The organism is Actinomycetospora sp. CA-101289 (genome assembly GCF_050955895.1).
In the GTDB taxonomy this organism is placed as follows: domain Bacteria; phylum Actinomycetota; class Actinomycetes; order Mycobacteriales; family Pseudonocardiaceae; genus Actinomycetospora.
Map to the genome: position 1 here is coordinate 2,892,940 of NZ_CP192093.1, position 15,043 is coordinate 2,907,982.

The window sequence follows — 15,043 nt, forward strand, 5'->3', positions numbered from 1 at the left end:
CAAGATGCCGCGCCGCGAGGACATCCACCACGTCCTGGTCATCGGCTCCGGTCCGATCGTCATCGGGCAGGCCGCCGAGTTCGACTACTCCGGCACGCAGGCCTGCCGGGTGCTGCGCGAGGAGGGCCTGCGCGTCTCGCTGGTCAACTCCAACCCGGCGACGATCATGACCGACCCCGGGGTCGCCGACGCCACCTACGTCGAGCCGATCACCGTCGAGCACGTCACCAAGGTCATCGAGGCCGAGCGCCCGGACGCCCTGCTGGCCACCCTCGGCGGGCAGACGGCGCTGAACACCGCGATCGCCCTGCACGACGCGGGGGTGCTCGAGCGCTACGGCGTCGAGCTCATCGGCGCCGACATCGACGCCATCCAGCGCGGCGAGGACCGGCTGAAGTTCAAGGAGATCGTCCGCTCGATCGGCGGCGACGTCCCGCGCAGCGAGGTCTGCCACTCGATGGCCGAGGTCCGCGCGACGGTGGCCGAGGTCGGGCTGCCCGTCGTCATCCGGCCCAGCTTCACCATGGGCGGGCTCGGCTCGGGCCTCGCGTACACCCACGACGAGCTCGAGCGCCTGGCCGGCACCGGCCTGTCCGCGAGCCCGGTGCACGAGGTGCTCATCGAGGAGTCCGTGCTCGGGTGGAAGGAGTACGAGCTCGAGCTGATGCGCGACGGCAAGGACAACGTCGTCGTGGTCTGCTCGATCGAGAACGTCGACCCGATGGGCGTGCACACCGGCGACTCGGTGACGGTCGCGCCGGCGATGACGCTGACCGACCGCGAGTACCAGGTCATGCGCGACACCGGCATCGCCGTGCTGCGCGAGGTCGGCGTCGAGACCGGCGGCTGCAACATCCAGTTCGCCGTGCAGCCCGAGACCGGGCGCCTCGTGGTCATCGAGATGAACCCGCGCGTGAGCCGCTCGAGCGCGCTGGCGTCGAAGGCCACCGGCTTCCCCATCGCCAAGATCGCCGCCCGGCTCGCGGTGGGCTACACGCTCGACGAGATCACCAACGACATCACCGGCGAGACGCCGGCGAGCTTCGAGCCGACCCTGGACTACGTCGTGGTCAAGGTGCCGCGGTTCGCGTTCGAGAAGTTCCCGGGCGCCGACCCGACGCTGACCACGACGATGAAGTCGGTCGGCGAGGCCATGGCGCTGGGCCGCAGCTTCCCGGAGGCGCTGAACAAGGCGCTGCGCTCGGCGGAGACCAAGGCCGGCGGCTTCTGGACGCTGGCGGACCCCGACGAGACGAAGGAGGAGGCGCTGCACCAGGCCTCGCTCCCGCGCGACGGGCGGCTCTACGCCGTCGAGCGCGCGCTGCGGTTCGGGGCGAGCGTCGAGGAGGTCAGTGCGGCGTCGGGCATCGACGGCTGGTTCGTCGAGCAGATCGAGGGCCTCGTGCGGCTGCGCGACGTCGTCGCCGCGGCCCCCGTGCTGGACGAGGCGCTGCTGCGGCGGGCCAAGCGTGCCGGGTTCTCCGACGCCCAGGTCGCCGCCGTGCGGCCCGAGCTGGCCGGCGAGGCCGGGGTGCGGGCGCTGCGCCACCGCCTCGGCGTGCGCCCGGTGTACAAGACGGTCGACACCTGCGCCGCCGAGTTCGAGGCCCGCACGCCGTACCACTACTCGGCCTACGAGTCCGACCCCGCGGGCGAGACCGAGGTCGTGCCGCAGACCGACCGGCCCAAGGTGATCATCCTGGGCTCGGGGCCGAACCGCATCGGGCAGGGCATCGAGTTCGACTACTCCTGCGTGCACGCGGCGTTCAGCCTGCGCGCCGCGGGGTTCGAGACGGTGATGCTCAACTGCAACCCCGAGACCGTCTCCACCGACTACGACACCTCCGACCGCCTGTACTTCGAGCCGCTCACCGAGGAGGACGTGCTCGAGGTCGTGCACGCCGAGCGGGAGAGCGGGCGCGGCGGGCCGGGCCTGGTCGGGGTCGTCGTCCAGCTGGGCGGGCAGACGCCACTGAAGCTGGCCGCGGGCCTCGAGGCCGCCGGGGTGCCGGTGGTGGGCACGCCGCCCGCCGCGATCGACCTCGCCGAGTCCCGCGGCGCGTTCGGCCGCGTGCTCGACGACGCCGGGCTGCCCGCCCCGCCGTACGGCCTGGCCACCAGCTTCGACGGGGCCCGCGAGATCGCCGCGTCGATCGGCTACCCGGTGCTCGTGCGCCCGTCGTACGTGCTGGGCGGGCGGGGCATGGAGATCGTCTACGACGACGCCACGCTCGCCGACTACATCGCCCGGGCCACCGAGGTCACGCCCGACCACCCGGTGCTGGTCGACCGCTTCCTCGACGACGCCATCGAGATCGACGTCGACGCGATCTGCGACGCCGAGGGCGAGGTCTACCTCGGCGGGGTCATGGAGCACATCGAGGAGGCCGGGGTGCACTCCGGCGACTCCTCGTGCGCGCTGCCGCCGATCACCCTCGGGGTGGCCGAGCTCGCGACCGTCCGCGAGTCGACGGTCGCGCTCGCCCGCCGCCTCGGGGTGTGCGGGCTGATGAACGTGCAGTACGCGCTCAAGGACGACGTGCTGTTCGTGCTCGAGGCCAACCCGCGCGCGTCGCGCACCGTCCCGTTCGTCTCCAAGGCCACCGGGATCCCGCTGGCCGGCGCGGCGTCGCGGGTGATGCTGGGCGCCACGATCGCCGGGCTGCGCGCCGAGGGCGTCCTGCCCGCCGTGGGCGACGGCGCCGACCTGCCGCGCGGGCACCCCGTCGCGGTCAAGGAGGCGGTGCTGCCGTTCCACCGCTTCCGCCGCCCCGACGGCCGCGGCGTCGACTCCCTGCTCGGCCCGGAGATGAAGTCCACGGGCGAGGTCATGGGCATCGACAGCGCGTTCTCCACCGCGTTCGCCAAGGCGCAGGCCGCGGCCTCCGGGCCGCTGCCCACGAGCGGGCAGGTGTTCGTCTCGGTGGCCAACCGCGACAAGCGCTCGCTGATCTTCCCGGTCAAGCGCCTGGCCGACCTCGGCTTCTCGATCCTCGCCACCGAGGGCACCGCCAGCGTCCTCGAGCGCAACGGCATCCCGTGCGAGGTCGTGCGCAAGCACTTCGAGGGCGGCGAGGGGCTGCCGACCATCGTCGACCGCATCCTCGCCGGCGAGGTCGACCTCGTGGTCAACACCCCGGTGGGGCACTCGGGCCCGCGCATCGACGGCTACGAGATCCGGGCCGCGTGCCTCGACGTCGGCGCCCCGTGCGTGACCACGGTCCAGGGGGCGGCGGCCGCCGTGCAGGCGATCGAGGCCGCGATCCGGGGCGAGGTCGCCGTGACGCCGCTGCAGACCTTCCACGCCCGCCTCGCGGCCGCGCGCCAGCAGGGCACCGAGGCGTCCCGCGCCCCGGCGCCCGTGGCGGTGGCCGGCTCGTGACGCCGACGGCGTCCTTCCGGACGCGCCTGCGCGACGCCGTCGCGCAGCACGGCCCGCTGTGCGTGGGGATCGACCCGCACCCCGGCCTGCTCGCCGGGTGGGGGCTCGACCCCGACGCCGAGGGCGTGGAGCGCTTCGCCCGCGGGGTCGTCGAGGCCCTCGCGGGGCACGTGGCGCTGCTCAAGCCGCAGGTCGCGCTGTTCGAGGTGCTCGGGTCCGCCGGGCTGCGGGCCCTCGAGCGGACGCTGGCCGACGCCCGGGCCGCCGGGGTGCTCACCGTCGCCGACGCCAAGCGCGGCGACATCGGCTCGACCATGGCCGGCTACGCCCGGGCCTGGCTCGCCGACGACGCCCCGCTGGCGGCCGACGCGCTGACGCTCAACCCGTACCTCGGGGTCGGCGCGCTCGCCCCGGCCCTCGACCTCGCCGCGGCCACCGGGCGCGGGGTGTTCGTGCTCGCCCGGACGTCGAACCCCGAGGCGGCCGGCGTGCAGTCCGCGCAGGCGTGGGTGTCCGCACCCACGGGCCGGCGGATGCGCGAGGTGGCCCAGTCGGTGGTCGACGCGCTCGCCGAGCACAACGCCGCGCACCGCGACGGGCCGGGCGACGGGTCGGCGGGCGTCGTCGTCGGGCTCACCCGCGGGACCACCGGCCGCGACCACGGGCTGGACCTCACCGAGCTCGGCGGCCCGGTCCTCGTGCCGGGTCTCGGGGCGCAGGGCGGCACGCCCTCGGACGTGGCGGGGGCCTTCGGCGCGCCGGACGGCGCGCTGGGCGCCGCCGGGGGACCGGTCGTGCCCGTGAGCGCCCGCGAGGTCCTGACGGCCGGCCCCGACCCCGGAGCGCTGAGAGCCGCCGTGGGCGCGCTGAACGGGGCGCTGACGGGGTAGCCCCGCCGTGTGCCGCCCCCCGGGACCGACGATCACGCCGGTGAGCGCGAGGCCCGTCCGACCTGCGGACACTCCGCCCCCACGGACTGTCGACGTCGGCCCCGCGCGGTACGTTCGCCAGCACTGGACACAGTCATCCGCCACCACGGGAACCGGCCCCGCCGGCGCCCGTCGTCACGACCTTCCGGAGGAGAACGTGGCTTTACCCGAGCTGACCGAGGAGCAGCGGGCAGCGGCGCTCGAGAAGGCCGCCGCCGCCCGCCGTGCCCGGGCCGAGCTCAAGGAGCGGCTCAAGCGCGGGGGCACCAGCCTCTCGGAGGTGCTCGAGCAGGCCGACTCGGACGAGGTGCTCGGCAAGATGAAGGTCTCGGCGTTGCTCGAGGCCATGCCGGGCGTGGGCAAGGTCCGCGCCCAGCAGATCATGGAGCGCCTGGAGATCGCGCCCAGCCGGCGTCTGCGGGGGCTCGGTGAACGCCAGCGCAAGGCCCTGCTCGACGAGTTCTCCACCGGCGAGTGATCCGGTGAGTGACCCGGTGAGCGCTTGATGGACGACGCCCCTCCGCACGGGCCCGGCCGGCTGATGGTGCTGGCCGGGCCGTCGGGGGTCGGCAAGAGCACGGTGGTGAAGGAGCTGCGGCGCATCCGTGCGCCGCTGTGGTTCAGCGTGTCGGCCACGACGCGGGCCTCGCGCCCGGGCGAGGTCGACGGGCGCGACTACCGGTTCGTCACCGCCGACGAGTTCGACCGCATGGTCACCGAGGGCGAGCTGCTCGAGTGGGCCGAGATCCACGGCGGCATGCACCGCTCGGGCACCCCCCGCGCCCCCGTCGACGAGCACCTCGCGGCCGGCGAGCCCGTGCTCCTCGAGCTGGATCTCGCCGGCGCGCGCGCCGTGCGGGAGCAGCGGCCGGACGCGCTGTTCGTCTTCCTCGAGCCGCCGTCGTGGGAGGTCCTCGTGGGCCGTCTCATCGGCCGCGGCACCGAGGCCACCGAGGTGGTGGACCGGCGGCTGGCCACCGCGCGCGAGGAACTGGCCGCGAGCAGCGAGTTCGACGTGACCGTCGTGAACCACGACGTCGGGGAGACCGCGCGCCGGTTGGTAGAGTTGAGCGCCGGTCCTCCTGTCAGCCGTGCAGGTCAGGGGACCGCACCGACCCGCCGGACCGGTCTTGAGTCCGGCGCCACCCCCGCAGGAGCGAGCGAGTGAGCATTCCCATCGGACGATCCGGCATCCTCGAGGGTCCGGAGGGGATCACCAACCCCCCGATCGACGAGCTGCTGGAGACGGTGAGCTCCAAGTACGCGCTGGTCATCTACGCCGCCAAGCGCGCCCGCCAGATCAACGACTACTACGCCCAGCTGGGCGAGGGCCTGCTCGAGTACGTCGGCCCGCTCGTCGAGCCCGGCCCGCGCGAGAAGCCCCTCTCGGTGGCCATGCGTGAGATCCACGCCGGCCTGCTCGAGCACACCGAGGGCGAGTGACCGAGGCCGTCCCGCCCCGGGAGATCGTTCTCGGGGTCTCGGGCGGCATCGCCGCCTACAAGGCCTGCGAGGTGCTGCGGCGCCTGCGCGAGGCCGGCAACCACGTGCAGGTGGTGGCCACCCGGGCCGCGCTGGAGTTCATCGGTGCGGCCACGTTCGAGGCGCTCTCGGGCAACCCGGTGCACACCGGGGTGTTCGAGGACGTCCCCCACGTCGCGCATGTCGCCCTCGGGCGGCGTGCCGACCTCGTGGTCCTGGTGCCCGCCACCGCCGACCTGCTCGCGCGGATGGCGCACGGCCGCGCCGACGACATGCTCACCTCGACGCTGCTCACCGCCCGGTGCCCGGTGCTGGCCGTGCCGGCGATGCACACCGAGATGTGGGAGCACCCCGCGACGGTCGACAACGTCGCCACGCTGCGCCGCCGCGGCACCGTCGTCCTCGAGCCCGCCTCCGGGCGCCTGACCGGCGCGGACAGCGGGGCCGGCCGCCTGCCTGAGCCGCCCGAGATCGCCGAGTTCGCGCGGTTGCTGCTGGAGTGGGGTGTCGAGAGCGGCGGCATGCCCTTCCCGCTGCCCCGCGACCTCGAGGGCCGCCGGGTCGTCGTGTCCGCGGGCGGCACCGCCGAGCCGCTCGACCCCGTGCGCACCCTGGGCAACCGCTCGTCGGGCCGGCAGGGCTACGCCCTGGCCCGGGTCGCCGCGCAGCGTGGCGCCGAGGTGACCCTCGTCGCCGGCACGGTCGCCGACCTCGACCCGCCCGCCGCGGTCGACCTGCGCCGCGTGCAGACCACCGTGCAGATGCGCGAGGCCGTCCTCGACGCCGCGAAGGCCGCCGACGTGGTCGTCATGGCCGCGGCCGTCTCGGACTTCCGGCCCGCGTCGGTGTCCGCCGGCAAGATCAAGAAGGGCGACGACGCCCCGTCGATCCCGCTGGAGTTCAACCCCGACATCCTGCGCGAGCTCGTCACCGAGGACGTCCCGCGGCGCCTCGTGGTCGGCTTCGCCGCGGAGACCGGGGACGAGCACCGCAGCGTGCTCGAGTACGGGCGCGCCAAGCTCGAGCGCAAGGGCTGCGACCTGCTCGTCGTCAACGCCGTGGGCGCCGGGCGGGCGTTCGAGGTCGAGGACAACGAGGGCTGGCTGCTGGGCGCGGACGGCTCGTCGACGCCCCTGCCGATGGGCTCGAAGGCCGCGCTCGCGGCCCGCGTCTGGGACGCGGTGGCGGAGCGTCTGCCGTAGCGCCAGACCGTTCCGCCATTCCCACGATCGCGCGGAGAACACAACCGTTGTGTGACAGGCTTGGCATTTCGGCAGGTCAGAGGCCCTCCGAATGCGGGGGATGCCGTTAGTGTGGACGGGTCCCATTGTCGAGGCAGGGAGAGCTCGTGCCCGCTAGGCGTCTGTTCACCAGCGAATCCGTCACCGAGGGCCACCCGGACAAGATCTGTGACGCCGTCAGCGACGGCATCCTGGACGCCCTGCTGGCGCAGGATCCCAAGAGTCGCGTCGCCGTCGAGACGATGGTCACCACGGGCCAGGTCCACGTCGCCGGCGAGGTGACCACCAACGCCCAGGTGAACTACATCGACATCGTCCGCAAAACGATCTTGGACATCGGCTACGACTCGTCGGCCAAGGGCTTCGACGGCGAGAGCTGCGGTGTGTCGATCTCCATCGGCGCGCAGTCGAAGGACATCGCCCAGGGCGTCGACCAGGGCTACGAGTCCCGCGTCGAGGGCAACGAGGACGAGATCGCCAAGCAGGGCGCGGGCGACCAGGGCCTGATGTTCGGCTACGCCGACGCGGACACCCCGGAGCTCATGCCGCTGCCGATCGGGCTCGCGCACCGCCTGGCGCGCAAGCTCACCGCGGTGCGCCGCGACGGCACGCTGCCCTACCTGCGTCCGGACGGGAAGACCCAGGTCACCATCGCCTACGACGGCGACAAGCCGGTCGCCGTGGACACCGTGGTCCTGTCCACCCAGCACGCCGCCGACATCGACCTCGACGAGCTGCTGACCCCGGACATCAAGAACAAGGTCATCCAGCCCGTGCTCGACGGGATCGACCTCGACTCGTCGAACACCCGCGTCCTGGTCAACCCGACCGGCCGCTTCGTCGTCGGCGGCCCGATGGGCGACGCGGGCCTCACCGGCCGCAAGATCATCGTCGACACCTACGGCGGCTACGCCCGCCACGGCGGCGGCGCCTTCTCGGGCAAGGACCCGTCGAAGGTCGACCGCTCCGCGGCGTACGCCATGCGCTGGGTCGCCAAGAACGTCGTGGCCGCCGGCCTGGCCAAGCGCGTCGAGGTCCAGATCGCCTACGCGATCGGCAAGGCCGAGCCCGTGGGCGTGTTCGTCGAGACGTTCGGCACCGAGAACGTCGACCCGGCGAACATCGAGAAGGCCATCCACGAGGTCTTCGACCTGCGCCCCGGCGCGATCGTGCGCGACCTGCAGCTGCTGCGCCCGATCTACCAGCCGACGGCGGCGTACGGCCACTTCGGCCGCGACGACCTCGACCTCCCGTGGGAGCGCACCGACCGCGCCGACGCCCTGAAGTCGGTCGCGGGCAGCTGACCCCGGCTCCGCACCACGCCGGCCCGGCCACCTCGAACCCCGAGGTGACCGGGCCGTCGTGCGTGCGGGGTGTGCCAGCGTGGGGGCCACGCTGGCGTTCAACGCCAGCAAAGCCCCCACGATCACCACGGTGGCCGGAGCTGGTCGGGGTCCTCTGGTAGACCGGGCGCCGTGAGGGCGGGCGAGGCGGGGGAGGCGCTGTTCGCGGCGCCCGCCGCCCCCGAGCCGAAGCCGGCCCCGAAGAAGCCCCACCGCAACGAACGCCTCCCCGCCGCCGAGCGCCCCATCGCCCGGGTGGCCGTCGACGTCAACCTCGCGCACCTCGACCGCCCCTTCGACTACCAGGTCCCCGAGCAGCTGGCCGGCGACGCCGTCCCCGGCGCCCGGGTCCGCGTGCGCTTCGCCGGCCGCACGGTCGACGGCTTCGTGCTCGCCCGCGAGGAGACCAGCGAGCACACCGGACGCCTGGGCTGGCTCGAGAAGGTCGTGTCCCCGGAACCGGTGCTCGGCCCGGAGCTCGCGGGCCTCTGCCGCGCCGTGGCCGACCGTTACGCCGGCACGCTCGCCGACGTCCTGCGCCTCGCGGTGCCCCCGCGCCACGCCCGCGTCGAGGCCGAGACGCCCCGCGACCGCCCGCCGGCCACCGCCCCGGAGACCACCGGCTGGGCCGCCTACCCGCGTGGCCCCGCCCTGCTCGAGGCCCTCGCCGCCGGCCGGGGCGCGCACGCCGTCTGGCAGGCCCTGCCCGGCGAGGACTGGCCCACCCGCCTCGCTGAGGCCGCCGCCACCACGGCCGCCGCCGGGCGCGGCGCCGTGCTCGTGGTGCCCGACCGCCGCGACCTCGACCGCGTCCAGGCCGCCTGCGAGGCGGTCGCGGGCGCGGACGCCGTCGTCGCCCTCGCCGCCGACCTCGGCCCCGCTGAGCGCTACCGCCGCTGGCTCGCGGTCGCCCGCGGGCACGTGCGCATCGTCGTCGGCACCCGCGCCGCCGCCTTCGCCCCGGTGGCCGACCCCGGGCTCGTCGCGGTGTGGGACGACGGCGACGACTCCCTCGCCGAGCCCCGCGCGCCCTACCCCCACGCCCGCGACGTGGCCATGACCCGCGCGCACCGCGACGGCGCCGCGCTGCTCGTGGCCGGGTTCGCCCGCACCGCCGAGGCGGCCCTGCTCGTCGCCAGCGGCTGGGCGCACGACGTCGTCGCCGACCGGGCGACGGTGCGCGAGCGCGGGCCCCGCGTCACCGCGATCGGCGAGGACGACCGCCAGCTGCTCCGCGACCCCGCCGCCCGGGCGGCGCGCATGCCCTCGGTGGCCTTCGAGGCCGCGCGTGCCGCGCTCGGCGCCGGCGCCCCGGTGCTCGTGCAGGTCCCGCGCCGCGGCTACCTGCCCGCCGTCGCGTGCGCGCGCTGCCGCGAGCCCGCTCGGTGCCGCCGCTGCGCCGGCCCCCTGGCCCTGCGCGCGACCGGGCACGACGCCTTGCCCACCTGCCGCTGGTGCGGGCACCCCGACGCCGCGTACCGCTGCGGGGCGTGCGGGTCGCCGCAGCTCCGGGCGCTGGCGGTCGGGTCGGAGCGCACGGCCGAGGAGCTGGGCCGGGCCTTCCCGCAGATCGTCGTGCGCAGCTCGGGCGGCGGCGCCCCGGTGCTCGACACCGTGCCCGCCGCCCCGGCCCTGGTCGTGGCGACGCCCGGCGCCGAGCCGGTGGCCGAGGACGGCTACGGCGCGGCCCTGCTGCTCGACGGCGCGGTGCTGCTCGCCCGGCCCGAGCTGCGGGCGGGGGAGGAGACGCTGCGCCGCTGGTTCGCCGCCGCCGCGCTCGTGCGCCCGGCGCCGGCGGGCGGGCGCGTGGTGGTCGTCGCCGACTCGTCGAACGCGGCGGTGCAGGCCCTCGTGCGCTGGGACCCCGCCGGCCACGCCGCCACCGAGCTCGCCGCCCGCGAGGAGCTCGCGCTGCCCCCGGCCGTGCGCCTGGCCGCGCTCGACGGCCCGCCCGCCGCCGTCGCCGACCTGCTGGCGGCCCTGCCCGACACCGTCGAGGTCCTCGGGCCGGTCGAGCTGCCGCCGGGTACCCGCCTGCCCGGCGCCGACGAGCGCACCGAGGGCGCCGAGCGCTGCCTGGCCCGGGTGCCGCGCGCCGAGGGCCGCGCGCTGGCCCGCGAGCTGCACGCCGCCCAGGCGGTGCGCTCGGCCCGCAAGGAGCGCGAACCGGTGCGCGTGCTGCTCGATCCCCTCGACCCGCTGTAGACACGCCCGCCCCGCCCTGCCAAGGTAATCAACCTAGAGGTTGAACACCGAGGAGGACGAGATGACCGAGGAGACCACCGCCGATCGCCACCGCCGCGTCGCGGCGACGTTCACCGAGCGGGTGCGGGGCACGACGGACTGGGACGTGCCGGCGCCCGTCGAGGGCTGGACGGCGCGCGACGTCGTCGACCACCTCACGACGTGGTTCCCCGGCTTCCTCGCCGGGTCCGGCGTCACGCTGCCCGCGGGGCCGACGGCCCAGGACGACCCGGTCGGGGCCTGGGAGCACCAGACCGCGGTCGTCCAGGCGCTGCTCGACGACCCGGCGAGCGCCGGGCAGGCGATCGAGAACCCCCACATCGGCGCGATGACCGTCGCCGGGGCGGCGGACATGATCTACATCTCCGACGTCTTCATGCACACGTGGGACCTGGCCCGCGCCACCGGCCAGGACGACCGCCTCGACCCCGAGGTCTGCGCCGCGATGGTCGAGGGCATGGAGCCCATGGAGGACCTCATGCGCGGCTCGGGTCAGTACGGGCCGCGGGTGCCGGTGCCCGACGACGCCGACGCGCAGACCCGACTGCTCGGGTTCATCGGTCGCGACCCCGACTGGAAGCCCTGACGGAACGACTACGCTGGACGGCTGTACCCCGAGAGAGGACCGATGACCGTCCAGCCGTTGCGCCTGTTCGGCGACCCCGTCCTGCGGACGAAGGCCGAGCCCGTGGTCGACTTCGACCGCGAGCTGGCCACCCTCGTCGCCGACCTGCACGAGACCATGCGCGACCAGGGCGGTGCCGGGCTCGCCGCGCCCCAGATCGGCGTCGGCCTGCGGGTGTTCGTCTTCCGCGCCGACGGCGTCGAGGGCCACATGGTCAACCCGACCTGGAACGCCGTCGACGACACCGAGCAGTTCGGTCCCGAGGGCTGCCTGTCCATCCCGGGCCTGCGGTTCGACTGCCGACGCTTCGAGCACGTCGTCGCCACCGGGTGGGACCTGCACGGCGAGCCGCAGTCGGTGGAGGGCACGGCGCTGGTGGCCCGGGCCATCCAGCACGAGACCGACCACCTCGACGGCGTGCTGTTCCTCGACAAGCTCGACGCCGAGACCCGCCGCGAGGCCATGAAGGCCATCCGGCAGGCGTCCTGGTTCGACCCGGCCGCCCCGCCCACGGTGAAGCAGAGCCCGCACCCGCTGTTCGGGCGGGCGCTGTAGACGTGCGCGTCGTCTTCGCGGGCACCCCCGAGCCCGCCCTGCCGTCCCTGCGGCGCCTGCTCGCCAGCGAGCGGCACGAGGTGGTCGCCGTCGTCACCCGCCCGGACGCCCCGGTGGGGCGCTCGAAGCGCCCGCAGCGCAGCCCCGTCGGCGCGGCCGCCGACGAGGCCGGCGTCCCGGTGCTCAGCCCGACCAAGGCGTCCGAACCGGCCTTCCTCGACGCGCTGCGCGAGCTCGCGCCCGACTGCTGCCCGGTGGTCGCGTACGGCAACCTGCTGCGCCGCGAGGCCCTCGACGTCCCCGTGCAGGGGTGGGTCAACCTGCACTTCTCCCTGCTGCCGGCCTGGCGCGGGGCCGCGCCGGTGCAGGCCGCGATCCGCGCGGGCGACGAGGTCACCGGCGCCAGCACGTTCCTCCTGGAGGAGGGCATGGACACCGGGCCGGTCTTCGGCACGGTCACCGAGGAGATCGGCCGTCACGACACGGCGGGGACGCTGCTCGAGCGCCTGGCGACGTCCGGCGCGACGCTGCTGGAGCGGACCCTCGACGGGATCGCCGACGGCGAGCTCGTCCCGGTCGCCCAGCCCGCCGACGGCGTCTCGTACGCCCCGAAGGTCACCGTGGACGACGCGCGCGTCACCTGGACGCACCCGGCGCCCGCGGTCGACCGCGGCATCCGGGCGGTGACGCCCGCGCCCGGGGCCTGGACGACCTTCCGCGACGCCCGCCTCAAGATCGGCCCCGTGCTGACCACCGGCGATCCGGACCTCGACCCGGGCGCGATCCGCGTCGAGCGCACCCGCGTGCTCGTCGGCACGGCCACCGCGACCGTGGCGCTGGGCGAGGTCCAGCCCGGCGGCAAGAAGCCGATGCCGGCCGTCGACTGGGCCCGTGGGGTCCGTCCCGAGTCGGGGGAGCGGTTCGCGTGAGCGGGGCGAGCGGAGCGACGGGGTACCGATGACCGACAGCTCCGTCCCGCCCGGGGGACACCGCTCCGGCCGCGGCCCACGTCGCCGCCCGGACGACCAGCGCCGCCGCTCCGGCCCGCCGCGCGGCCGCCAGGGACCCGACCGCCCACCCTCGGGTGACCCGGCGCGCGAGGCCGCCCTCGACGTGCTGCGCGCGGTCCGCCAGGACGACGCGTACGCCAACCTCGTGCTGCCCGGCCTGTTGCGCGAGCGCCGGATCTCCGGGCGCGACGCGGCCCTGGCCACGGAGCTCGCCTACGGCGCCTGCCGCGCGCAGGGGCTGCTCGACACCGTGCTCGCCGCCTGCTGCGACCGCCCGCTCGCCGACCTCGACGGCGTCGTGCTCGACGTCATGCGCCTCGGGGCCCAGCAGCTGCTGCGCACCCGCATCCCCCCGCACGCCGCGGTCGGCGCCGCCGTCGAGCTGGTCCGGTCCCGCGCGGGGTCGCGCCCGACGGGGTTCGTCAACGCGGTGCTGCGCCGGGTCGCGGAGCGCGACGAGGCCGCGTGGGTGGAGCGCCTCGCGCCGGCCGACGAGCTGGGCCGGCTCGCCCTGGCCCACGCCCACCCGCGATGGATCGCCGAGGTGTTCGTCCGCGCCCTGGGCGGGGACGAGGAGCTGGCGGCCGCGCTCGCCGCCGACGACGCCCGCCCGGCCGTGCACCTCGCCGCCCGGCCCGGGGAGATCTCCGCCGAAGAGCTCGCCGCGATCACGGGTGGCGACCCGTCGCCCTACTCGCCCTACGGCGTGCTGCTCACCGAGGGCGGCGACCCGGGCGAGCTGCCGCCGGTGCGCGAGGGCCTGGCCGTCGTGCAGGACGAGGGCAGCCAGCTGGTGGCGCTGGTCGCGGCGCGGGCGCCCGTCGAGGGCCGCGACGACCGCTGGCTCGACCTGTGCGCCGGCCCCGGCGGCAAGGCCGTGATGCTCGGGGCGCTGGGGGCGATCGAGGGCGCGACCCTCGACGCCGTCGACCGTGCCCCGCACCGCTCCGGGCTCGTCGCGAAGGCCACCGAGGGCCTGCCGGTCCGCGTGCACACCGGCGACGCCCGCGAGGTCGTGCTGCCCGAGGAGGCCTACGACCGCGTGCTCGTCGACGCGCCGTGCACCGGGCTCGGCGCCCTGCGCCGGCGCCCCGAGGCCCGCTGGCGGCGCGAGGCCGCCGACGTCGAGCAGCTCGCGGAGCTGCAGCGCTCGCTGCTGCGCGCAGGCCTCGAACGCGCCCGGCCCGGCGGGATCGTCACCTACGCGACCTGCTCGCCGCACCCCGACGAGACCACGGCGGTCGTGGCGGCCGTCGCCGCGGAGACGGGGGCCGAGGTGCTCGACACCGTGGCCCTGCTCCCGGAGGTGCCCGACACCGCCGCCCACGACGGCCCCGGCGTCCAGCTCTGGCCCCACCGCCACGGCACGGACGCGATGTACGCGGCGGTGCTGCGCCGGGTGTGACGGGCGACGCCGGCGGGACCACTACCCTCCGGCGTGTGGCGCGTCCCCCGATGATCGCACCGAGCATCCTGTCCGCCGACTTCGCGCGCCTGGCCGAGGAGGCCGAGGCCGTCCCCGGCGCCGACTGGCTGCACGTCGACGTCATGGACGGGCACTTCGTCCCGAACCTCACCCTCGGGCTCCCGGTGGTGCAGGCGCTGGAGCGGGCGACGTCGATCCCGCTCGACTGCCACCTCATGATCAACGATCCGGACCGCTGGGCCCCGGGCTACGCCGAGGCGGGCTCCCGCAACGTCACCGTGCACGCCGAGGCGGCGCGCGACCCGCGCGGCTGCGCCCGCGACATCCGCGCGGCGGGCGCGCTGGCCGGGCTCTCGATCAAGCCGGGCACCCCGCTGGAGGACTGGCTCGAGGTCCTGCGCGACTTCGACACGCTGCTCGTCATGAGCGTCGAGCCCGGCTTCGGCGGGCAGAGCTTCATGCCCGAGGTGCTGGACAAGGTGCGCACCGCGCGCCGGCTGGTCGACACCGGGCACCTGCGCGTCCTCGTCGAGATCGACGGCGGCATCAGCGCCGACACCATCGAGGCGGCCGCCGAGGCCGGCGTCGACTGCTTCGTCGCGGGCTCCGCGATCTACGGCGCCGACGACCCGGAGCGGGCCGTCGAGGCGCTGCGCGAGCAGGCCGCGGCGATGTCGGCGCACCTCGGACGCGGGTGAGCGGGCGGTGAGAGCGGCGTCACCGCGGTGGTGATGCCGGGTGGCGGCGTCGTGAGGATGATGGCGGGCGGACCCGGTGCTGTAGTGGGAGCGGCCGGGACGACGAGA

Annotated in this window: 13 protein-coding genes; all 13 read left to right on the forward strand. The window is 75.5% G+C overall.

From position 1 onward, the window contains the following. Positions 1-4: 4 nt before the first annotated feature. The 13 genes from carB (at position 5) to rpe (ending at position 14,935) form a co-directional block, all read left to right on the forward strand. On the forward strand, positions 5-3,382 hold the full coding sequence (carB, locus tag ACQPX6_RS14425; RefSeq protein WP_433787998.1) for a carbamoyl-phosphate synthase large subunit: 3,378 nt from the start codon (positions 5-7) through the stop codon (positions 3,380-3,382). After that, positions 3,379-4,272, forward strand: a complete 894-nt coding sequence (gene pyrF / locus ACQPX6_RS14430) for an orotidine-5'-phosphate decarboxylase (protein WP_433787999.1) — start codon at positions 3,379-3,381, stop codon at positions 4,270-4,272. Before carB ends, pyrF begins: the two co-directional genes overlap by 4 nt. A gap of 196 nt (positions 4,273-4,468) precedes the next feature. After that, entirely contained in the window at positions 4,469-4,789 is a 321-nt protein-coding gene (gene mihF, locus ACQPX6_RS14435; RefSeq protein WP_433788000.1) for an integration host factor, actinobacterial type, read from the forward strand. A gap of 27 nt (positions 4,790-4,816) precedes the next feature. After that, positions 4,817-5,479 (forward strand): guanylate kinase, encoded by a 663-nt coding sequence (gene gmk / locus ACQPX6_RS14440; RefSeq protein WP_433788001.1) that lies wholly within the window; start codon positions 4,817-4,819, stop codon positions 5,477-5,479. Further along, a complete protein-coding gene (gene rpoZ, locus ACQPX6_RS14445) occupies positions 5,476-5,754 on the forward strand; it encodes a DNA-directed RNA polymerase subunit omega (protein WP_433788002.1) in 279 nt (92 codons plus the stop codon). The genes gmk and rpoZ overlap by 4 nt, the downstream gene beginning before the upstream one ends. Continuing rightward, positions 5,751-6,995 carry a bifunctional phosphopantothenoylcysteine decarboxylase/phosphopantothenate--cysteine ligase CoaBC gene (gene coaBC, locus ACQPX6_RS14450; protein WP_433788003.1) on the forward strand — a complete coding sequence of 415 codons (1,245 nt, stop codon included), beginning with the start codon at positions 5,751-5,753 and terminating at the stop codon, positions 6,993-6,995. Before rpoZ ends, coaBC begins: the two co-directional genes overlap by 4 nt. A gap of 161 nt (positions 6,996-7,156) precedes the next feature. Further along, on the forward strand, positions 7,157-8,338 hold the full coding sequence (gene metK, locus ACQPX6_RS14455) for a methionine adenosyltransferase (RefSeq protein WP_433788270.1): 1,182 nt from the start codon (positions 7,157-7,159) through the stop codon (positions 8,336-8,338). Positions 8,339-8,509: 171 nt separating this feature from the next. Further along, positions 8,510-10,582 (forward strand): primosomal protein N', encoded by a 2,073-nt coding sequence (locus tag ACQPX6_RS14460; RefSeq protein WP_433788004.1) that lies wholly within the window; start codon positions 8,510-8,512, stop codon positions 10,580-10,582. 61 nt (positions 10,583-10,643) lie between these two features. Continuing rightward, entirely contained in the window at positions 10,644-11,207 is a 564-nt protein-coding gene (locus ACQPX6_RS14465) for a TIGR03086 family metal-binding protein (RefSeq protein ID WP_433788005.1), read from the forward strand. A gap of 42 nt (positions 11,208-11,249) precedes the next feature. After that, positions 11,250-11,801 carry a peptide deformylase gene (gene def, locus ACQPX6_RS14470; protein ID WP_433788006.1) on the forward strand — a complete coding sequence of 184 codons (552 nt, stop codon included), beginning with the start codon at positions 11,250-11,252 and terminating at the stop codon, positions 11,799-11,801. A 2-nt stretch (positions 11,802-11,803) separates the two neighbouring features. Next, a complete protein-coding gene (gene fmt / locus ACQPX6_RS14475; RefSeq protein WP_433788007.1) occupies positions 11,804-12,730 on the forward strand; it encodes a methionyl-tRNA formyltransferase in 927 nt (308 codons plus the stop codon). 28 nt (positions 12,731-12,758) lie between these two features. Then, on the forward strand, positions 12,759-14,216 hold the full coding sequence (locus ACQPX6_RS14480; RefSeq protein WP_433788008.1) for an RsmB/NOP family class I SAM-dependent RNA methyltransferase: 1,458 nt from the start codon (positions 12,759-12,761) through the stop codon (positions 14,214-14,216). A gap of 50 nt (positions 14,217-14,266) precedes the next feature. Continuing rightward, the gene (rpe, locus tag ACQPX6_RS14485) at positions 14,267-14,935 is read left to right on the forward strand and encodes a ribulose-phosphate 3-epimerase (protein ID WP_433788271.1); all 669 of its coding nucleotides are present in this window, start codon (positions 14,267-14,269) and stop codon (positions 14,933-14,935) included. Positions 14,936-15,043: the final 108 nt, after the last annotated feature.